The organism is Plesiocystis pacifica SIR-1 (genome assembly GCF_000170895.1).
Classification (GTDB): Bacteria; Myxococcota_A; Polyangia; order Nannocystales; family Nannocystaceae; genus Plesiocystis; species Plesiocystis pacifica.
In genome coordinates this window covers 1-21,179 of record NZ_ABCS01000103.1, presented here as the reverse complement: position 1 = coordinate 21,179, position 21,179 = coordinate 1, and the positions used below count along the sequence as shown (strand labels likewise).

Annotated in this window: 9 protein-coding genes; 4 read left to right on the top strand and 5 right to left on the bottom strand. The window is 69.9% G+C overall.

What is annotated here, in order from left to right; all coding sequences use genetic code 11:
* Positions 1 to 26 precede the first annotated feature (26 nt).
* Entirely contained in the window at positions 27 to 578 is a 552-nt protein-coding gene (locus PPSIR1_RS33705) for a hypothetical protein (RefSeq protein ID WP_006975730.1), read from the top strand.
* 62 nt (positions 579 to 640) lie between these two features.
* Positions 641 to 1,087 (top strand): hypothetical protein, encoded by a 447-nt coding sequence (locus PPSIR1_RS33700; RefSeq protein ID WP_006975729.1) that lies wholly within the window; start codon positions 641 to 643, stop codon positions 1,085 to 1,087.
* Between the two features lie 388 nt (positions 1,088 to 1,475).
* On the opposite strand, the gene PPSIR1_RS33695 is transcribed toward PPSIR1_RS33700, so the two are convergent.
* The gene (locus PPSIR1_RS33695; protein ID WP_157596248.1) at positions 1,476 to 4,133 is read right to left on the bottom strand and encodes a hypothetical protein; all 2,658 of its coding nucleotides are present in this window, start codon (positions 4,131 to 4,133) and stop codon (positions 1,476 to 1,478) included.
* Positions 4,134 to 4,441: 308 nt separating this feature from the next.
* Positions 4,442 to 7,885, bottom strand: coding sequence for a methyltransferase domain-containing protein (locus PPSIR1_RS33690; RefSeq protein WP_006975727.1), 3,444 nt, complete (start codon positions 7,883 to 7,885; stop codon positions 4,442 to 4,444).
* A gap of 89 nt (positions 7,886 to 7,974) precedes the next feature.
* Between PPSIR1_RS33690 and PPSIR1_RS33685 the strand changes: the two genes are divergently transcribed.
* Positions 7,975 to 8,457, top strand: coding sequence for a hypothetical protein (locus tag PPSIR1_RS33685; protein WP_006975726.1), 483 nt, complete (start codon positions 7,975 to 7,977; stop codon positions 8,455 to 8,457).
* A gap of 242 nt (positions 8,458 to 8,699) precedes the next feature.
* Complete coding sequence (locus PPSIR1_RS33680) at positions 8,700 to 10,346, top strand: adenylate/guanylate cyclase domain-containing protein (RefSeq protein WP_006975725.1); 1,647 nt, start codon at positions 8,700 to 8,702, stop codon at positions 10,344 to 10,346.
* Between the two features lie 140 nt (positions 10,347 to 10,486).
* Here the strand turns inward: PPSIR1_RS33680 and PPSIR1_RS33675 are convergent, their stop codons facing one another.
* From PPSIR1_RS33675 to PPSIR1_RS50475, 3 genes are all read right to left on the bottom strand, one after another.
* Positions 10,487 to 14,476, bottom strand: coding sequence for a tetratricopeptide repeat protein (locus tag PPSIR1_RS33675; RefSeq protein WP_006975724.1), 3,990 nt, complete (start codon positions 14,474 to 14,476; stop codon positions 10,487 to 10,489).
* Positions 14,477 to 14,515: 39 nt separating this feature from the next.
* Positions 14,516 to 15,418, bottom strand: coding sequence for a tetratricopeptide repeat protein (locus tag PPSIR1_RS51360; protein WP_232296588.1), 903 nt, complete (start codon positions 15,416 to 15,418; stop codon positions 14,516 to 14,518).
* Between the two features lie 2,663 nt (positions 15,419 to 18,081).
* The coding region (locus PPSIR1_RS50475) for a tetratricopeptide repeat protein (RefSeq protein WP_006975722.1) at positions 18,082 to 21,179 on the bottom strand (3,098 nt) is incomplete at its 5' end.

The following is a 21,179-nucleotide window of genomic DNA, read 5'->3' as shown; positions in this document are numbered from 1 at the left end:
CGGCCCGGGTGGGTCATGCCTTTGGGGTGGACCCCCAGCGCCGCGCCCTGCTCGCCCTGCAGCTGACCGCCGGGCCCCTCGTGCTGGTCAGCTACGTCGTCGGCTTCGTGGTCTGGCCCGACGCGACGGCGATGATGTGGGGCGGCGTGCCCGAGTCCCTGCGCGGGCTCTACACCGCGTGGATGTTCGTCGCGGCGGCGGGCTACTTCGCCTACTCGATCCCGCTGACCTTCCGCGCCGAGGCATCGGGCGCGCGCATGCTCGGCGGCCGCGGCTACCCGAGCTTGCTCGCCGCCTACGCCCTGATGCTGGTTTGCTCGGCGCTGTGGCTGCCGCTGACCAAGTGGCACCTCGGCGATCCGAGCGCGCTGCGCTTTGCCGTCGTGTGTGTCGATCTGCTCGCCGTCGCGCTCGGCTCCCTGGCCATCCTGGGCGCGACGCTGACCCTCGAGCCGCGCCTGCCTGCCCGCGCCCGGATCCTCAGCGTCGCCGGGGCGGCGGCCTTTTGCGTGCAGACCGTCCTCCTCGACGGCCTGCTGTGGCCGGCGCTGTGGCTCGCGCGCGGGCCCGGGCTGTGACCCGCCTAATTGGGCTCTCGTCCAGGCTTGATTCCCCGCGCTCGAGCGCCCCTAATGGGGGAGTGAAGGCTTCGCTCCCGCTCCTCGCCGCGCTCTCGCTCCTGCTGCTGCTCCCGGCCTGCAAGGTCGGCAAGGCGACGACCGTCGCCGGCCACGAGCAGCGCTGGGACGAGCTCCCGCGCGCCGACAAGATGGCCTACATGGTCGACGTGGTCGAGCCGCAGATGCGCGAGGCCTTCCAGGCCCACGACGCGACGCGCTTCGCCGAGTTCGACTGCGCGACCTGCCACGGCGAGGGCGCGAGCGACGGGGGCTTCGCCATGCCCAACCCGCAGCTGCCCCACCTGCGCGAGGCGGGGCTGTTCAAGGAGCACCGCAAGGCGCACCCGGACATGGTCAAGTTCATGTGGAAGGGTGTCGAGGTCCCGATGGCGGAGATGCTCGGCAAGACCGCGGGCGGCGGGGGCGAGTTCAACTGCCACAGCTGTCACATCGTCGATGACGAGTAGCGGGTACTGCGTCGCTCAATTTGGCGAGTCGCCTCGCCTCTGGGCGAGTCGCGGTGCTCTGTTTCCGGTTTGGCGAGCTGCTTCGTCTCTGGGCGAGTCGCGGTGCTCTGGATCTGGGCTTGGCGAGCTGCCTCGTCTCTGATGGAGAGCGGGCACGGGTCAAGGGGGTCGGATCCCCCGCTGTCGCCTTTAGGCGTGGGCTGCTGTGGTCTCGAACGCCGAAGGTTGGCGAAGGGGCTCGGGTTCCTCGAACGCTGGAGCGGCTCCTTGCGCTGGGGGACCCGACCCCCTTGCCCCTTTTGTGCCCGTCATGGTGCAGAGGTCTGTGGCTCCGACGCCCTTTCGACGAGGCTTTGCTTGCTCGTCGAAGCTCGGAGTGGGTGCGGCCTCAGCCCTCGGGCTTGGGCGGGGCTTCGGGCTTGGGCGGGGCTTCCGACTTGGGCGGGGGTGCTGGCTCGGGCTCGGCGGGCTCGGTGCGTGCCTCGACGCCGCACTCGCCTCCGCGCGTGAAGGCGCGGAAGAAGGCTGCTCCGCGTTCGGGGCCCCAGCGTTGGACCTCGGCTGCAGGGTCGATCCAGACGCCTGCCGCGCTGCCGTCGAGGACGACGCAGGGCGGGCCGCTGGTGTGTGGGCGCCACAGCGCGACCATGTCTTGCGCTCGGGGGGCCTGGGGCTCGGAGCCGGCGTGGCGGCTGCTGGCGCTGCGGTCGGCGACGTGGATCTCGAGGAAGGCGTCGTCGCGCAGGCGGTGCAGGGTCAGGCCGCGCTCGTCGAGCTCGACGAATACGCCCTGGCTGCCGTCGCCGAGGGCGGCGAGGCTCCATACGCGGCCGCCGGCGCCTGCGTGCAGGATGCGGACGGGCATGGGGTTGGGCTCGGCGTCGGGCGAGGGGGCGCGCGCGAGCTCCTCGGAGCCCTCGAGCAGGGCGCCGATCGAGCCGTCTTGAAAGCCGATCACGAGGGAGCCCCCGACCCAGGCCAGGGCGGTGGCGGCCCCGGGCAGCTCGACGCGGCGCACTTCTTCGCTGGCCTCGACGCCCTGGAACTCGGCCTGCTCTCCCTCGAGGGCCGCGGGCGGAAACAAGAGCTCGAGCTCGCCGCCGCCGAAGGGTTGGACGAGGGCCAGCACGCCGCCGTCGCCGAGGGCGGCGATGAGGTCGTCGCCGCTGCGCCGGCTGTCGCCCTCGAAGTGGCGCGCCCGCGAGGCCCGGCGGTTGACGAGCTCGCGCCGGGTCCGGCCGACCGTGGCCGACCACGCCCCGTTGCGCGAGAACAAGGGCAGGCCCGCGACGGGGGTGACCCCCTCGGCGTGGCTCAGGGTCGCCGCCTGGCCGCCCAGCCACACGCGCAGCTGCTCGCCCAGGGTCCACGCCCGGAGCTCGGCGCCGTCGGGGCTCAGGCCCAGGTGGAAGCCGTCGCTGGTCGAGCCGTGGTGGAGCACCGTCGCCGCTCCGGTCTTGGCCGCGACGCTCCGGATCGCGCCGTAGGCCAGGCCGCCGTCGTCGAAGGTCCAGCCCGAGGTCGCGACCTCGCCGCGGTCGTCGATGACCAGGTCCGCGGGGAACACCGCCGGCGTCGGCCGCCCGTCGGCGCGCTCGGGCAAGACCTGGGCCGGGCTCTCGACGCGCAGCAGGCGATGCAGCCCGCTGGCCAGCTCGAACACCCGGTAGCGGGTCCGGGCCCCGAGGGTCGCGGTGACCACCACGGGCTGGGTCGCGGCGACGCCGAGCAGCGCCGGGCGCTCCTCCCCGGGCACGGTCCAGCTGCCGGCCTTGCCCGACAAGGGCGCGACGACGAGCCCGCCCTGGCCGTCGCCGATCGCCGCGTGCTCGTAGCCGACCCCCAGCTCCCGGCGATCGGCCGCGAGCCAGCCCGTGCTCGGGGGCTTCGCGCTCCAGTCCGCGTGGTGGTCGACGACGACGAGCTCCCCCGCCGGCCCGCGGAGCACGTCCCCGACCGGGAGCCCGCGCTCGTCCGCCCCGACCTCGCCCTCGGTGATGAACGGCCACGGCTTGACCAGGGGCTTCCAGACCCGCTTTTGGCTGCGCAGATCGACGGCGGTGACCCAGCCCTCGGCGCCGCTCCAGACCTCGCGGAACACCACCAGGCCGCGGCCGTGGGCGTCCGAGGGGTCCTCGAGGATGAGGTCGGGGTCGATCGGCACCCCCGGATAGATCTCGCGGTGGCGCGGGCGGGTGAGGTCCCAGGTCTCGACGAAGTCGGCCCGCGCGCCCGGGAAGTCGCGGGCGGCGAAGCGGCGCAGCTCGAGGGCCTCGGAGGGGTAGCCGCCCGCCTCGAGGGGGGCGAGGGGGTGGTCCGCCCGACCCTTGCGCAGGGCCAGCGGCGAGAGCCCGGCGGCCGCCACCAGCTTCCCGCTCGGCGACAGGCTCAGCCCGGTGACGAAGTGCTTGGCCGAGCGGCTCCACAGCAGCTCGGGCGTGTCGCCGCGGCTCCACACCTGGACGTGGTAGCCGTCGGAGATCGCCATGCGCGAGCCGGCCACGGCGAGGGCGGTGATCGGCGCGGGCTCGGGCGGCGGCCCCGGCTTTTGCTCCGCCTGCTCCGCCTCGTCCCCCTCGCCAGCCTCGCTGGCTCGAGCCGCGACGTGGGTCATGCCCCACGCCCGCGCCGGCCGGGGCACGCCGTCCTTGGGGCTGTCGCGCCACTCGAGCACGCGACCGTCGAAGCCCGCGGTGATCAGCGCGCCCTCGGGGCTGGCCAGGACCGCGCTCACGCCTCCCGCGTGCACGGGCGCGGCGAACACCAGCGCCCCGTCGGCCCACACCCGCACCCAGCCGTCCTCGTCGCCCGAGGCCACCCGCCAGCGCTGCCCGGCGGCGGGCGGCAGCAGGGCCACGTCGACGATCGGCGCGCGGTGGAAGGGCAGCGCGACCGCAGGCGCGCGCACCCGCGTGGAGCCCGGTCCGAGGGTCGGCGGCGTCGTGGTGATCTTCGAGGACGATCCCCCCTCGCTCGCCGTGGCGCAGGCCCCCGTCAAGCTCGCCAGGGTCAGGGTCAGCGCGCCCAACAGGCACCGACGTCGCACGCTCGAGGTTCCTCGCTCTGCCACCACCGGCGTCGAGACTAGCAGTCACTCAGGCCCGGGAGATCCGGAGGATCCCCGGCACCCATGGGGGTTCTTCCCCTCTGCGGGACTCGCAGGGCATCGGAGAAGTCGTCGCGGCTCCTCGCGCCGTGGACAAAGAGCTCGGCGAAAAGACCAAGCGAGGTGTCGTGAGGACTTCTCCGATGCCCTACCGAGAAAGGCAGCCGCCCACGGGTTCAGCGCCAGCTGAGTCCGTGGACGATGCTTTCGTGGATCATGGGTCCCGGCGCGGCCGGGGTGGGCGACTGCTAGTCCTCGGGCCACTCGTCGTCGTCGACGGCCTCGACGGTCATCCGCGAGCGCGTGCCCATGGGTCGGGCCGTCCCCCGCTTGGGGCCGCTCGCCTCCCGAGCCGCCGCGCGAGGACCCGAGCCCGAGCCTGAGCGGGCCCGGGCGCCCGAGGCCGACCCCGACCGCGAGCCAGACCCGGAACCAGACCCGCTGCGCTTGCGCGGGACGGGAGCGTCGGCCTCGGCCGCGGGTTTGGGCTTCGCCTCGGCCGCAGGCTTGGCCGTTCCCCTCGGCACCGGCCCCGACTCGTCGAGGTTCAAGTCGGCGAAGCTCGCGTCGTCGTCGTCGTCGTCGTCGGTCAGGCTGGCCAGGGCGTGGTCGAGCTCCTGCGCCGTGGGCCGCCCGAGGGTGGCGTCTCGCTTCCGCTTCGCGGCCGCGTCTGCGCCGGGCCGCTTGGGCTTGGCCCCCGCCGACAGGCTCTTGCGCCTGGCCGCCGCCGCCGCCGTCCGCCCCTCCTTGCGCGCCTTCTCGTCGTCGAGCTCGACCAGGGCCTCCTGGTCGAAGTCCGTGCGCGGGAAGCCGTCGACGCCGATGCCGGCCCGGGCCATCTTGGCGCGCTCGCTCGCCAGCAGCCGCTCTTGTTCGAGGGCGCGGGCCTGCTCGGCGGCCAGCAGGTTGCGGGTGACGTCGAGCTCGTCGAGGAGGGAGTCGACGGTCTCCTTGTGCTTTTCGAGCTGGGCCAAGGACGCCGCGAAGCGGGCCGCGTTGCGGTCCGAGGCGTCGGTCATCTCCCAGATCTTCTGCTCGGCGCCGTCGAGGCGGGCGAGCATGTAGCCCTGCTCGGAGGTCCGGACCGCCAGCTCGAGGCGCAAGCGGGCGAGGCGCTCGACCTCGGCCGGGCCCGCGGCGGCGGCGTTCATGCGCGCGGCCGTCAGCTCCCGGATGTGCTCGCGGGTCGACTGGGCCAAGGCGGCGCGCAGGCGCTCGACCTCGCGGCGCGCGGCCTCGGGCCAGCTGCCGAGCTCTTCCTTGCTCGGGCCCTCGGCGGTGTCGCCCCGCTCGACGCGGTCGGCGGTCTCCGTGGCCGCCTCGAGGTCGCGGCGCAGCTGCAGGAGCTCGGCGGAGCTGGTCCCCGTCTCGGCGCTGAGCCGGTCGAGCTCCTGCTCCCGGTCGCGCAGCTGTCGGCGCAAGCTGTCCCGCGCCGCCGCGGCCTCCTCGAGCTGCTCTTGGATCGCCTCTTGCTCGCTGGTCCGCCGGGCGGCGACCTCCTTGGCCTCTTCCAGCTGACCCTGGAGATCCGTCAGCGAGGTGTTGAGCTGCTCGATCTCGACGGCCTTGACGTCGAGCTCACCGGTGGCCTTGGACGCCGCCTCGGTCTGGGCCTCGACGTCCGCCTGCAGCTTGGCGATGGTCTCGCTGGCGGTCTGGAGCTCGCGCTCGCGCTTCTCGGCGACCGCCCCGGTCTGCTCCCCGCGGGCCTCGAGGGCCGCGAGCGACTCGGACAGCTTGGCGATCTTGGTGTTGCGCTCTTGCAGCTGCCCGCGCAGCTCGTCGACGTCGGCGGACTGTCCCGCCAGCGTGGTGGTCTCCTGCTCCAGGCGGGAGATCTGCTCATCGCGGGCACGCAGCAGCGCCGTCGCCTCGGCCTTGGACACCTCGAGGGCGCGGAGCTCCCGGCCCAGCTCGCCGACCTCCTGGATGCGCCGCTGCTCCTCCGCCCGGGAGCGCTCGAGCTGCTCCTTGAGGCGCTCGACCTCCCCGGCCACGCGCACGCCCTCGAGGCGCTCGCGCTGGAGCTGCTCGCGGACATCCCAGAGTCGGCCCTCGAGCTCCTCGAACTGGCGGTTGCGCTGGCCCAGCTCGTCGCGCAAGCGGTCGCGGTCGACGGCGACGTCGGCCAGCATCCGACCCTGCTCCACGCCCTGGGCCGCCGTCGCCGACAGCTCTTCGGCGCGGGTCCGGGTCTGCGCGAGGCTCTTCTCGGCCTCGTCGAGGCGCTTGCGCATGGCCTCGAGCTCGCCGGCGAGGCGCGAGGCTTCTTCGATCTTGGCCGCGAGCGATGCGTCCTGTTGCTGGGCCCTGCGGCTGGCGACGTCGAGCTCAGCCTCCATGCGCTGGGCGAGCTTGCGCGCCCCCTCGCGCTCGGCGACGTAGACCTCGTTTTGCCGGCGCAGCTCCTCGCGCTCGGAGTCCAGGGAGTCGAGGCGCTCCCGCAGGGCCCGCTCGTCCTCGCGGGCGGCCTCGACGGCCTCGCGCTCGGCCTCGAGCTGCTGGGTCAGGCGCTGGACGGCGCGGTCTTGCTCGGCCGAGGTCCGGGTCAGGACCTGGAGATCGGTCTCCTGCGCGCGCAGGTGCTCTTCGGCCGTCCGCGCCTGGTCCTCGGCGTCCCGGGCCCGCGACCGCGCCTGGTCCAAGGCCGCGCGCAGCTCCGCCTCGACGTGGGCCACGCTCGCGCCGCGGCTGTCTTGCTCGGTGCGCGCCGACTCGAGCTCGCTGAGCAGGTCGAGGCGCTCGTCCTCGAGGCGCGCGAGCTGAGAGCCCTGCTCTTGCTCCCGCGCCCGCAGGATGCTCAGCTGCGTCTCGGCCTCGGTCAGGGCGTCGCGCAGGCGCTCGACCTCGGCGACCTCGACCTCGCTCGAGCGCGCGCGCAGGCTCTCCATCTGGCCCTCGAGCTCGCGCACGCGGCCGTGGGCGGCGGCGACCTTGGCCGCGCGCAGGCTCAGCTCTTCGCGCAGGCGATCGAGCTCGTCGCGCAGCTCTTCGATCTCCGCGTCGGCCCCCGCCCGCTCGGCCAGGGGGTCGAAACCGAACACCTGATCCCGAGGCAGGGGGATCAACAGACACTCGCGCGCGAGCCCTGCCGGGACCCGCGACTTGCTGGCCACGGCGAGGTAGTGCGAGGCCTCCGGGGCCTCCTCCAGGAGCTCTTCGCGCAGGGCCAGGACCGGGTCCTCGGGCTCGCCGTAGCCCGCGTCCTCGTCGAGGATCGGCGCGAGCGAGAAGCCCTGCCAGGGCATCTGGGCGAGCATGTCGACCCGAGGAAAGATCGCGCTGATCTGGTCCTCGAGGCCCCAAAAGTCGACCTGGGACGAGCCCGCCAGGGTCCGGCCGAAGGCCTCGGACTCGCGCTGCTCGATCCACGCGCAGAAGATGCCGTCGCTGCGCAGCACTCGGCTGGCCTCGCGCAGCAGCTCCCGACGATCGGTATTGCGCAGCCCGCCGTAGGCCTCGACGCAGACCACGATGTCGACGCTCCCGTCGCGCAGAGGCAGCCGCGCCCCGCTCGATGGCCTGACATCCATGCTGGGCTCGGAGGGAAAGTCCGCGCCGATCACCAGGACCTGTCGGGCCCCTGCCGCGAGCATGCGCCGGGGGCCCTCGGGCCCGCTGGGCTGCACGACGACCACGGTTCGGGCGAGTACCCAGCGCTCGAGCGCGAGGTATGCGGGCAAGTGGTACACGCGGACCGGGATGATACCGATTTTGAGACCAGGCGACAGCGAGATTGGCGTCGTCACGGCGAGGGCCGCCGGCCTATACTCGTCAGGCCGTGACGGAACCCGTCAAATACAAGAAGCCGCGGACCTTCAACCTGGTCGTCATCTTGTTGATCGCTGGCGCGGTCGTGGGCTCCTACCTCATCTACGTGTTCGTCCCCCTGTCGATGCGCAAGTCCGAGGCGACCCGAGTGCTCGACGAGACCTCCTCGACCTTCACCGGCGCCGCCTCCCGGCACCTCGCCGACAAGGACGTGCGCAAGAAATTGAAGCGCGACATGGTCTCGGGCCTCCAGAGCGTCGGCGTCGACGACCCGAACGCCGAGTACTGGATCGAGGTCGACAGCGACGACGAGGTCCGCTTCGGCGTCCTGTATTCGGACTGGATGCACTTCGGGTTCGGGATCGAGTCCAAGGAGGTCGTGCGCGAGCTCGAGATGTTCTGCTCCCGGCCTGGGCGGGGCTCGGGTTGGAGCTGCGAAACGCGCGATCTGACCCTCGACGGGCCGCCCCAGGACGAGATCGTCGATCGCTGAGCCCCCGCTGACCCCCACCCACGACCCGCGCCCACGAGCGCAATGACACGAGGCGGTCACGGGCAGTTGGCGCAAAGAGCGTGGCTCTACGCCGCTCTCCCCCCTCGCGCAGGACCCCGCATTTGGGAAGGGGGCACACGCCGACCTCCGCGGTTGATCTCGCGGGCGTCGCTGACCTACGATCCGACTTCGGGGTCGACCGTCGTCGACCCGAGACGACCCAGAGCCGAGCCGACAGGCGAATGTCCGCCAAACTCATCCTTCTCGGGGAGACGCCGATCGAGTACCCCCTGATCGCGTTCAACACCCTCGGTCGCCACCCCGACAACACGATCCAGGTCCTCGACCGCATCGTGTCCAAGGAGCACGCGCGGATCACCCTCGGGCCCCAGGGGAGGTGGGTGATCCGCGACGCCGGGAGCCTGAACGGGACCATGGTCAACGGCGAGCGCGTCGGCGAGGCCGCGCTCAACGACGGCGACGAGCTCCAGCTCGGCAACACCACCTTCCGCTTCCAGCTCGCCGGCCAGCAGCGCCGCGCCCAGGTCCAGGCCCGCAACCAGGCCCGCGTCACCATGATGCCGGGCCAGGTCCAGAGCGAGGTCCGCAACCGCATCGACGCCAGCAAGCGCTTCATGCCCGCGGCCGAGGTCCACGACATCGCGACCCTCAAGGCCGACTACGAGAAGCTGCGCATCGCCCACGAGCTGTCCCAAAAGCTCGCCCTCGACACCGACCTCGACAAGCTGCTCCAGCAGATCGTCGACGAGACCTTCCAGATCATCCGCGCCGACCGGGCGGTGATCCTGCTCTACGACCCCGACTCGGACGAGCTGAACCCCGCCTACGTGCGCCAAAAGCGGGCCGACGAGCAGATCCGCCTGAGCAACACCATCCTCGACGAGGTCAAGCGCAACAAGGCCGCCGTGCTCAGCTCGGACGCCATGGTCGACGAGCGCTTCAAGGCCGCCAAGAGCATCATCATGCAGGGCATCCGCTCGACCATGTGCGTGCCCTTGCTCGTCGGCGACCAGCTCGTGGGCGCCTTCCACGTCGACTCCATGCTGGCCAGCGGCGCCTTCCAGGACAAGGACCTGCTGCTGTTCTCGGGCATCGCCACCCAGGCCGCCGTCGCCATCCAGAACTTCCGCCTGGCCAAGAAGTTCGAGCAAGAGGCGGCGACCCGCGCCGAGTTCCAGCGCCTGCTCTCGCCCAACCTCGTCGACGAGATCGTCTCGGGCGCCCTGACCCTCGACCAGGCCGGAGCCGAGCGCGAGGTCACCATGTTGTTCGCGGACATCCGCGGCTTCACCTCCATGTCCGAGCGGCACACGCCGCAGGAGATGGTCGAGACCCTCAACAGCTACTTCGAGTTCATGGTCGACGTGCTGTTCAAGCACGGCGGCACCCTCGACAAGTACGTCGGCGACGAGATCATCGGCCTGTTCGGCGCCCCCGTCGAGATCCCCGAGGCCCCCGTGCTGGCGGTCCGCTGCGCCCTCGACATGCTCAAGGCCCTCGACGAGTTCAACCGGGTCCGCATCGCCGCCGGCCAAGAGCCCGTCTACATCGGCATCGGCATCAACACCGGCCCGGTCATCGCCGGCGCCATCGGCTCGAGCCAGACCCTCCAGTACACCGTCATCGGCGACGCCGTGAACGTCGCCGCGCGCCTGTGCAGCGTGGCCAAGGCCAGCGAGATCATCATCTCGCCCTCGACCATGCGCGCCGCCGCCCCGCACATCGTCGCGGAGCAGCGCGAGCCCGTGCAGGTCAAGGGCAAGGGCGAGCCGATTCAGATCTGGAACGTCCGGAGCATGCGGGACGCCGTGCCCCAGGGCTCGCCGCGGCATACGGCGCCCTTTCGGACGACCCAAGAGCCCGGGTGAGAGCGAGGCTGGTCGAGCCCGTGGGCTCGGCCTGGGCTCTCCCAGCCGCTGTGCTTGGCTTCGTGCTGCCTGCGATGCGCAGCGCTCAAAAAGAAAAGGGCCCCTCTCGGGGCCCCCTTCGCTTCTGAGTTCGGCCTGACTCAGCCGACCTGCAGCCCGATGCCCCGGCGGGCGTCGAAGTAGTCCTCGGAGATCGAGTAGAGCACCAGCTCCTTGATCTTGTCCTTGGGCGTCATCGTCGAGCCGAGCAGGTTCTGCTCCTGCGAGACCATCAGCGCCGCCGTCTGGAGGTCGCCGCACATCAGGAAGCCGACGCGGTAGGTCGTCAGCTCGACGGCCGCGGCCCAGCGCTTGACGTCGGTGGACCCGCCGGCGTTGATGAACTTCTTCATCAAGCTGCCGAGCTGGTCGACCATGCCGGCGCTCATCCGGCCCTTGATCTCGCGGGCGATGGAGTCGAGCGCCGCGGCGTTCTCACCCTGGACCTGCATGCCGCAGATCCGCATGCAGGCCTTGAACACCTGCTTGAGGCTCTGGGGCGAGCGGTCGATGGTCACGTAGGCGTAGTGGGGCGGGTAGAGCTCCATCATCGACTTGCCGAGGGCGAACACCAGGTGGTGCTCCTTCTTGCCGCGCAGCAGGTTCGAGTACACGACCATGGTCGGGTGCACGGCGCCGTCGCGCTTGACGTTGATGATGGCGACGTCGCCGGGCTCGTTGGGGCGCAGGTAGACGTCCGGCGCGCCGACGTTGAGCACGTCCTTGACGTACTTGGCGACCTGGGCAAAGGGCGAGGGATCGAGGGTGATGTCGGTCCGGGTCTCGGCCTTGATGGTCGGCGGGAGCTCCTTGGCCTGCCAGGCCGCGAGCGGCTGGGCGACGATGCCGAGGATGCCGGTCAGGTAGGCGTCCTGATCGGGGTGGAAGACGTGACGGCGCATGACCGTCTCGCTCAGGCGCTGACGCGCGCGCACGAAGCCGTCGCGGCGGTGCTTGGTGTAGAAGTCCTGCTGCTCGTCGTTGGCCTTCTTGAGGAAGTTCAAGGCCTGCGCGACGCACCAGGCTTTGTCGGTCTGCTTGCTCGCGCGGTAGATGTTGAACAGCGCGTGGTAGCTCTCGATGCGGTAGGGCTCCTGGGCGATCAGGGCCTGGTGAGCCGCGACCGCCTTGGGCGCGAACTCGGTGGGGTTCTGATCGAGCAGGCGCTCGTAGAGCTCCGCGAGGACGATCTGCCACTTGGGGTTGTTCGGGTCGAACTGCGTGGCGACGATGTTGTAGACCTCCGCGGCCGACTGGAAGTTGTTCAGTCGGGTCCGGTAGATCTCGCCGAGGTTGCTCCACAGCGCGAGCGCCAGCTCCTCCTCGCCGGTGGCCGGCAGGCGCTTGATCATCTTGCGGTAGGAGCGCTCGAGCGACTTCCAGTCCTTGGTCTTGGTGACCAGGGCGTCGATGGCCTGGAAGGCCTTGAGGTACTTCGGGTCGTCGTCGAGGACCATGTTGAAGCGATCGATCGCCTCGTCCTGGGCCTGGAGGTTGTCGCGCAACACGACCGCGGCCGAGTAGTTGTAGCGGCTCCGACGCAGGCCGTTGTCCTCGATCTCGACGATGCGGTCGATGATGCTGATCAGCTCGTCCCACTGCTTGGTCTCTTGGTACAGGCCCAAGAGGGTGTGCAGCATCGGGAAGTCCGTGGGCCGCAGGTCGAGGGCCTGCATGTAGGCCTCGCCCGCCTTGGTCTTGTTGTCGAGCTTCTCGGTGTAGAGCTCGCCGATCTCCTTGTAGAGATCGAAGCGCTCGTCGTCCGACTCGACGACGTCGACCAGGGCCCGCTTGGCCTGGATCACGCCCTCCCAGTCGTTGGCCGCGGACTGCAGCTCGATGACCGCCTCGAGCACCTGCCGGTTGAAGGGCTGGACCTCGAGGGCCTTCTCCATGTAGTTGAGCGCCTTGCGGGGCTCGTTTTGGCGGCGCTTGACCGTGCCCAGGCGGTAGTAGACGAGCACGGTGTCGTCGTCGCTCTGGCTGTCGCGGTGCTGGACGAGGATGGTCTGGTAGAGCTTGAAGGCCCGGTCCCAGTTCTCCTGCTCGAACAGCAGGTCGGCCATGCCCGTGAGCACCTCGTGGTTGGTCGAGTCGATGTCGTAGGCCGACTTGTAGCGCTTGAGCGCCTTCTCCCCGAGCTTGAGCTGGCGCGCGGTCTTGGCCGCGTTCAGGTAGAGCTCCCGGAGCTCCTCGTCGTCGAGCTCGAGCTGATCCGACTTGCGCGAGAGCATGTCGAAGATCGGGTCGGCGGCCTCGTAGTTCTCGCCCTCGAAGTAGACGCGCGAGAGCACCTTGCCCACGCGGACGTGCTCGGGGTCGATGGCGATCGCCGTGCTGAACAGCCCGGTCGCGCTGCCCTCGTCCTCGAGCTCCTCGAGGAAGATGAAGCCGGCCTCGGCCGCGAGGTTGGTCTTCTCGAAGTTGTTGTTCGAGTAGTCGGACGCCGACTGCAGCGTGCGCGCGGCCTTGAGCCAGTCACCGCGGGACTTGTAGATCTCCGCGAGGATGATCAGCGCGGGCACGTGGCCCGGGTCGAGGGTCAGGGCGTCGTTGAGGCGACGCTCGGCCTCGGGCTGGTCGTCGAGCTTCTGGAAGAACACCCGACCCATGCGGGTGAGCAGCTCGAGGCGGGCCTGCGGGTCGTCGTTGAGCCCGACCAGGCGATCCATGGTCTCGACGGCGCTGGGCCAGTCCTCGATGGCCTCCTGCAGGCGGCTGAGGGTGTTGGCGGCGTCGAAGTGGTTGGGATCGAGCTCGAGGATCTCGCGGTAGCACTCGATGCTCCGGTCGACGTCCTCGACCTGCTTCTCGAACACCTCGCCCATCGCCAAAAGCAGGGCGATCTTGGTCGGGACGTCCTCGATGGCCTCGACGTGGTTGCGGTAGGCCTCGACCAGCTCCGTCCACCGCTCGAGGGTGAAGTAGATCTCCTCGAGCTTCCGGTAGGTCTCGTCGCGGGTGTAGTCGAGCTCGAGGATCTTCTCGAGCACGTCGGCGGCGCGCTCCTTGTCGTCCGCGTGCTCGACGAGGGCGACGGCCATCTTGTCGTAGATGGCGATCTGCTCGTCGACGTCGGCGGTCGCGTCGAGCTCGGCCTCGAGGGTCTCGAGGTACTCGTCGATGTTGCCCTGCGCCATGTACAGGCGCTCGAGGGCCTGGAGCGCCTCGCGGTCGGTCGCGTCGGTGGCCGTGATGTCCTTGAAGGTCTCGATGGCCGCGACGGCGTCCTGGAGGTTGACCTCCTGGACCGAGCCGATGCGCTTGCGGATGACGAGGATCTCGTCCGGGTCGTCCATGATCATCGCGCGACGATCGAGGACGGCGACCAGCTCGTTCCACTGGCCCTGGGCCTCGTGCAGGCGCGCGAGGGAGTCGAGGGCGGTGGTGCTCTCGCTGTCGATCTCGAGCACCCGACGGTAGCTCTCGATGGCCGCGGGCAGGTCACCCAGGCCGGTCTCCTGGACCTGGGCCAGGTCGAGCAGGGTCGAGGCCTGGACCTCGGGCTCCTGCTCGAGGGGCACGATGCGGGCCAGGGTCTCGGCGAGCTCGGCGGACTGGCCGGCGCGGCGGTAGAAGTTCGACAGCTCGCGCAGCGCGTTGACGCTCTCGGGGTTCAGCTCCAGGGCCTTGTGCAGCGACTGGATGCCGTAGTCCGGGCGGTCGAGGTGCTCGCCGTACCAGCGGCCGATCTTGACCCACAGCTCGCAGCGCTCGAGGGGATCCTCGATCTCGTTGACGATCGAGTTGTACTCGTTGAGCAGCTCGCCCCACTTGTTGCCGATGGTCGCGATGCGCTCGAGCTCCCGCGAGGTGTCCTCGTTGGAGTAGTCGACGTTGAACGCGACCTGGAGGATGGCGAAGGCGCTGTCGAGGTCGCCCTGCTGCTCCTCGTTCACCTTGGCGGCCTGCTGGAGGTACATGACCTTCTCGTCGACGGCCTCGTCCTCGGTGACCTCCGCGCGGGTGATCAGCAGCTCGCCGAGGGCGTCCCACTGCTCGGTCTCGCGGTAGATCGCGTCGAGGGCGTCCGCGGCCGGCGGGTGGCCGGGCGCAGATCGAGGATCTCGATGTAGGCCCGCTGGCTGCATCTTGTTCTCGAGGTTCTCTCGTAGATGGTCGCGACTGCATCAGGACGTCGATCTTGCCTCCTCGTCCTCGACCACGCTGGCCTTGCGCTCGAGGACCTGGATGGCCTCCTCCCAGCGCGCCTCCTGCGTGTAGAGCTCCTCGAGGGCCGCGAGGGCCTCCATGTCGCCCGCCGCGATGGCCAGGACCTGCAGCCACGCCGCGATCGCGTCGTCGGTGGCCATCAGGTACTCGCCCTGGATGCTACCGATCTGCGCCCACAGGTCGCGCAGGCGCTCGGCGAGGAGCACGCCCTGGGGCAGCTGGACCATGCGGCCGAGGATGTCGATCAGCTCGACCCAGGCCTGGCTCTCCTCGTACAGACGCTTGAGGGTCTCGAGGGTCTCGAGGTTCTCCGGGTCGATGTCGAGGGCGTTGATCCAGGCGTCGAGGGCCTGGCGATCGCGCTCGAGCTTCTCGCCGTAGGTCCGACCCAGGCGCTGGTAGGCGTCGACGCGCTCGGTGGGATCCTCGAGCACGTAGACCATTCGCTCGAGAATCTCGACCAGCTCGTCCCAGCGCTCGGCGCCCTCGTGCAGGCCCGCGAGCTCGCTCAGCGCGAGGGGGTCCTCGCCGCGTAGATCGAGCACCCGGCCCCACAGGTCGACGGCGTCCAGGGGACGGTCGAGGGCGTCGGAGGCCAGCTTGGCCATGCGCTGGTAGCAGCCGGCCATGTCGTCGTCGGTGTTCGCGACGTCCACCATCTTTTGGTAGTTGTCGTAGAGATCCGACCAGCGGTGCTGGCTCAGGTACAGGGCCTCGAGGCGGCCGAGGGCCTGGGCGTTGTCCGGCGCGTTGTCGAGCACCCGGGTGTAGGCCGCGATGGCCTGCTCGAGGTTGCCCAGGTAGGACTCGTAGGTCTGCGCCAGGCGCAGCTCGAGCTCGACGAGCAGGTCGGAGTCCATCTCGACGCCGATGCGGCGCTGGAGGATCTCGGCCAGCTCGACGTGCATGGACGCGCCGTCGTAGATGCGGTCGAGGGCCGCGAGCGCGACGACGTTCTCGCCGTCGAGCTCGAGCACCGCGCGGTAGTAGTCGATGGCCCGGCCGTAGTCGCGCAGCTTCTCGTCGAGGACCCGCGCGCTGCGGGCCAGGACCTGCTGGCGAACCTCCGGGGACACGCTGTCCTCGGCCTGGAGGATCTGATCGCCGACGTCGACGAGGGCGCCCCACTCCTGGGTCGCCTCCGCCAGGCGCTCGATCTCATCGGTGATCTGCACGCTGGTCGGGTCGTCCATGTAGGCGCGCAGCCACCACAGGTAGGCCTGACCGATGTCGCCGAGGTTGCCCTCGCAGATCTCCGCCACGCTCTGGATCACGGTGAAGCGATCCGAGGCCTCCTCGATGGACTCGAGCCGCGCCTCCCCGAGCTTGACCAGAGGCTCCCAGCGCTCGGCGGCGTAGTAGATGGGCTCGAGGATCTCGGCGATCTCGTGCTGATGCTCGCCCTCGTAGAAGATGAACTCGAGGGCCTGCTGGCTCGGGGTGTGCTCCTGCGAGGTGTTGAGGATCTCGCGGTAGGCCTCGATGGCCCGGGGCAGATCGTTCATGTTGATCTGCAGGGTCTGGCCCATGCGGTACTGGAGCGCGATGGCGTCGTCCTCGTTGTCGGTGATCGTGATCTGCCGCTGGAGGTTCTCGACCAGGTCGCTCCACCGCTCGAGGTGGCTGAAGATGGCGTCGAGGGCCTCGATGGCCTCGCCGTCCTCCGGGTCCTCGTTGAGCACGGCCCGGTAGTGCTCGATGGCGCTCTCGACGTTGGACAGCTGGTTGAGCTGCACCGCCGCGACGCGCTTGAGCATCTTGGCCTTGACCATCGGGTCCATGATGTTCTCGGCCTGCTCGTCGAGGATCCGGGCGTACTTCTCCCAGTCCCCGGTGACCTCGGCCAGGCGGGTCATCTGGTCGACGGTGGTCTCGTCCTCCTGGTCGATGGCCAGGGCGCGGGCGTAGGTGTCGAAGCCCTTGTCGAACTCCTGGAGCTGGCGCTCGTAGGTGTCGGCGATCTTGTGCAGGCGCTCGATCTTGGCGATCGGGTCCTCGGTGTGCTCGACCATGACCTCGTAGAGGTCGATGAGCTTCTCCCACTCGGCGAGCTGCTCGTAGAAGGGCTCGAGCACCTCGGCGGCCATCATCGGCTGGGTGTCGCCGTGGGCGATGCGGTCCAGGGCCTCGATGGTCGGCTCGTGGCTCGGGTCGTGGGCCAGGACCTCGCGGTAGGACTCGACCGCGCGCACGGGGTCGGCCAGCTGGCCCTCCCACAGCGCGCCGATGCGGTGACGCAGGGCCGTCTGCTCCTCGTGGCGGTCCGCGACCTCGACGGCCTGCTCGAGGATCTGCAGCTGCTCGTGCCAGCGCTCGGCCTGGCCGAACAGACGATCCAGGGCCTGGATCGCCACGTAGTCCATCGGGTCGATGTCGAGGATGGCCTGGTAGGTGTCGATCGCCCGCTCGACGTCGCCGAGCTCGCGGTCGTGGACCTGGCCGAGGACGTGGAGCGCCGCGCGGCGGTCCTCCGGGGTCTCGGCCAGCTCGGTCTTGCGCTGGTAGACGTCGCGCAGGGCCTCCCAGTTCTCGAGGCCCAGGTAGAGCTTCTCGAGGGCGTCGAGGGCCCGGGCGTCGGCGTCGTCGAGGGCGAGGACCTGCTGGTAGAGCTCGATGGCCCCCTCGGCGTCCTCCATCATGGTCTCGCGGACGTCGGCGGCGTAGAGCAGCAAGGCCTTGCGGTCCTCGGGCTCGTCGACCATCTCGGCCTTGCGGGTGACCGCGCCGACCAGCGCCTCGAAGTTGTTCGTCCGGCGGTGGACCTCGATCAGCGCGTCGATGGCCGCGAAGTTGCCGGGATCAATCTCGAGGATCTTGTTGTAGCTCGCCGCGGCCTGGGCCGCGTCGTCGAGCACCGTCTCGTAGATCTTGGCGACCTTGTCGAGGATCTGGATGCTCAGCTGGTCATCGACGACGTCCTCGATGGCCCCCTCGTAGAGGGCGACGAGCTCGGCGTAGGTGCCCATCTGGTTGGCCAGGGAGTCCAGGCGGTGCTGGGTGTCCTCGTTGGCCGGGTCCTCGTTGAGGGCGCGGCCGATGGCCTCGAAGGCCTTGTCGGGCTGCTCGCCGGCGATCTCGTAGAGCTCGCCGATCTGGTGGAGCAGGCCGATGCGCTCGGCCGGGTCGAGCGAGCGCGCGACCATGATCTCGTAGGCCAGGATCAGCTTCGACCACTCGTTGGTCGTGCGGTAGATGGGCTCGAGGATCTTGGCGACGGTGAGCTGCTGCTCCTCGTTGTCGAGCAGGGTCTCGAGGGCCGCGAGCGCGTCCTCGTTGCCCGGGTCGTAGTCGAACACCCGGCGGTAGATCTCGACGGCGAGGCCGGCCTGGTTGAGCTTCTGCAGGCGCACCGCGCCCAGGCGCAGGCTCAGGGTGATCATGTCGTCGGGGTCGCCGGCGAGGGCGAGCTGACGATCGAGGATCTCGGCAAGGTCGGCCCAGTTCTCCTGGACCTGGTAGAGCTTGTCGAGGGCCGTGATGGCCTGCATGTTGGTGTCGTCGTCGGCGAGGATCTCGTTGTAGGTCAAGATCGCCTCGTCGTTTTGCTGGAGCATCTCCTCCTGCAGGTAGGCGATCTTGAAGCGCAGGCTCTGACGCAGCTCGGGCTCGTCCTCGACTCGACCTTGCGGCGGTAGACCTCGAGCAGCTCGGCCCACGCCTCGGCGCGCTGGAACAGCTCCTCGAGGGCGTCGAGGGCCTCGCGGTTCTCCGGATCGATGTCGACGGCGCGCTGGTAGCAGCCCACGGCCTTGTCGGCCTGGCTCAGCTGGGTGTCGTAGACCCAGGCGAGCTTGTGGAGCAGCTGCTTCATCAGCTCGCTGGGCAGGTCCTTGGCGACCGCGCCCTCGTAGAGCTCGGCGAAGGCCTCCCAGCGATCGTCGAGGCCGGCGAGCTGCTCGAGCGCGGCCTGGGCCGTCTCGTCCTCGGCGTCCTCCTTGAAGCCGCGGGCGTAGGCCTCGAACGCGGCCGCGCTGTCGCCCAGCTGCTGCGCCTGGATCTCACCGATCTTGAGCAGCAGGACCACGCGGTCGGGGGTGACCTCCTCGGCCTCGGCGAGGATCTCGAGCACGCGGACGAGCTGCGGCCACTCCTCGCGGCGGTGGTAGACGCTGCGCAGGATCGTGGCCACGGTGACCTTGAGGTCCTCGTGCTCGAGCCAGCTCTCGAGGCGCTCGCGCGCGTCGGCGTGGTCGGGGTCGTACTCGAGGACCTCGCGGAACAGCTCGACGGCCTCGGGGGCGTCGTCGAGGTGCTCTTGGAGGACCACGCCGAGGCGGTGGCGGATCGTCGCGCGGTCGGGCAGCTGCATGCCCGGCTCGCTCTCCTCGCCGTGCTCCTCGACCACGGCCAGCTCGCGGCGCAAGATGTCCGCCAGCTCGGCCCAGCTCTCGAGGCCGACGTAGAGGCGGTCGAGGGCGGCCAGGGCCGAGGGCACCTCGACGCCCATGTCGAGCACCGCCGTGTAGGCCGTCACGGCCTCCTTGGGGTGATCGAGCTGCTCGTGGATCGAGCCGATGCGGCTTTGGATCTGCCGGCGCTCGTCGTCGTCGCTGGCCAGCTCGAGCTGGGTGCTGAGCACCTTGAGCAGGTCCTCCTCGCGGCCCAGCGCCAGGTACAGGCGCTCGAGCGAGGCCAGGGCGGTCTCTTGCTCGGGGTCGATCTCGAGGATCTGCTTGTTGACCTCGAGGGCCTTCTCGAGGTCGGCGAGGCGTTTTTCGTAGACCTCGGCGACGGTCAGCCGCAGGGGCAGGCTGTCGACGTCGGGGCCGTACTTGTCGTAGGCCTGCTCGAAGGAGCCGACCAGCTCACCCCACAGGTTGGTCTCCTCGGCCAAGCGGCGCATGTGCTCGGCGGAGTCGGCCTGGGTGTGGTCCTCGTCCACGGACATCTTCCAGTACTGGAAGGCCTGGGTCTGGTCGGAGTGGACGCGCTCGGCCAGGTCGGCCAGGCGCGCGAGCAGGGCCTGGCGCTCGTCTGGGTCCTCGTTGTGCGAGAGCTTGATCTGCAGCGGCGTGGAGATGTTGCGCTCGTCCCCGGCCTCCTCGTAGAGCTCGAGGAGCGCCTCGGCCATGGTCAGGTTGTTCTCGTCCTTGCCCAGGGCCTTCTCGAGCGAGCGGATCGCCCGATCGGGCTTGCCGATCTGCGTCTTGTACAGGTTGGCGATCTTGAGCGTCAGCGTGGTCGTGCGCTCGCTGTCCTCGGTCGAGTCGGCCTCGCGCTCGAGCACGCGGATGAACTCGGACCACTTGTCCTGCTTGGCGTAGAAGGACTCGAGGGAGTCCATGTCGCCCTCGGCGAGGTAGAGCTTCTTGAGCGCGTCCGCGGCCCGCCGGTTCTTGGGGTCGAGCTCGTGGAGCTTCTCCCAGGTGCGGATCGCCGAGGGGTTGTCGTCGAGCTTGTCGGCGTAGAGCAGGCCGAGCTTGACCAGGTACTGCGACTTCTTCTTCTCGTCGTCGGTGACCTCGCACAGGGTCTCGAGGGTCTTGGACAGGGCGTCCCAGTCCTTCTCGCGCTCCTGCATCTGCTCGAGGTGCCCGAGGGCCTCGACGTTGGTCGGGTCGCCCTCGACGACCGCGCCCCACAGCTGGATCGCGATCGCGGGCTTTTTGATCTTCTTGCCGGCCGTGCGCGCGACCTCCAGCAGCTGGGCCTGGCGCTCGACCGGATCTTCGATCAGCGACAGCTCCTTTTGCTGGACCGTGATCATCTTCTCCCAGTCGCGGCGGCGCTGGTACAGGCCCTTGAGCTTCTCGAGGGCCTCGGCGTTGTACTCGTCGCTCTCGAGCACCGCCTCGAAGCTCTTGATCGCCTCGGCCTGGTTGTTGAACTTGTCCAGGAACAGGCGGCCGGCCTCGAGGTTGAGCTCGGTCTTCTTGGCCGGGTCCTCGTAGAGCTCGGCGCGGCGGCGGATCCGACTGATGAGGTCGGGCCAGCGCTTCATCTTCTCGAACTGGGCCTGCTGGGCCTCGACGACCTTGAGCAGCTCCTCGGTGTCGCCCTGGGCCTCGACGAGCTTCTCGAGCTGCGAGAGGGTCGTGACGACCAGGCCCGGCTGGCGCAGGCGCTCTTGGTAGAGCCCGAGCAGCTGCCAGTTGAGGGCGATCTTCTTGGAGTCGCTCTTCGCCCGCTTGATCTGCTCCTTGTACAGATCGGCGACGTTGCTCCACTTGTTGTTCTGGACGTAGAGCTCCTTGAGGCGCTCGCGCGGCATGACCTTGTCGGGCATGGCGTTGTGGGCCGCACGCCAGCCGTCGATGGCACGCTTGCCGCCCTTCTTCTCGAGCTCCCGGGCCTTGTCGATGAGCGCCTGTTGCTCGTCGGTGTAGGTCTCGTCGCTCGCGTCCTCGTCCTCGTCCTCGTCGGCCTCGGGCTCCTCGGCGGGCGCCTCTTCGGCCGCCTCTGCGGGCGCCTCCTCCTCGGCCGGAGCGTCTTCGGCAGGCGCTTCTTCGGCCGCTTCCGCGGGGGCTTCCTCGGCTGCTTCGGCCGGAGCGTCCTCGGCGGGCGCCTCCTCGGCCGCCGCGTCCTCGGCGGGCGCCTCCTCGGCTGCCACCTCTTCGGCGGGCGCTTCTTCGGCCGCCGCTTCCTCGGCGGGCGCCTCCTCGGGGGCTTCCACTTCGGCTT

Bases quoted from the DNA above. Each gene is read 5' to 3' on its own strand.
- PPSIR1_RS33680 (WP_006975725.1), top strand. From the start codon at position 8,700: ATGTCCGCCAAACTCATCCTTCTCGGGGAGACGCCGATCGAGTACCCC.
- PPSIR1_RS33675 (WP_006975724.1), bottom strand. From the start codon at position 14,476: ATGCAGCCAGCGGGCCTACATCGAGATCCTCGATCTGCGCCCGGCCAC.
- PPSIR1_RS51360 (WP_232296588.1), bottom strand. From the start codon at position 15,418: ATGGACTCCGACCTGCTCGTCGAGCTCGAGCTGCGCCTGGCGCAGACC.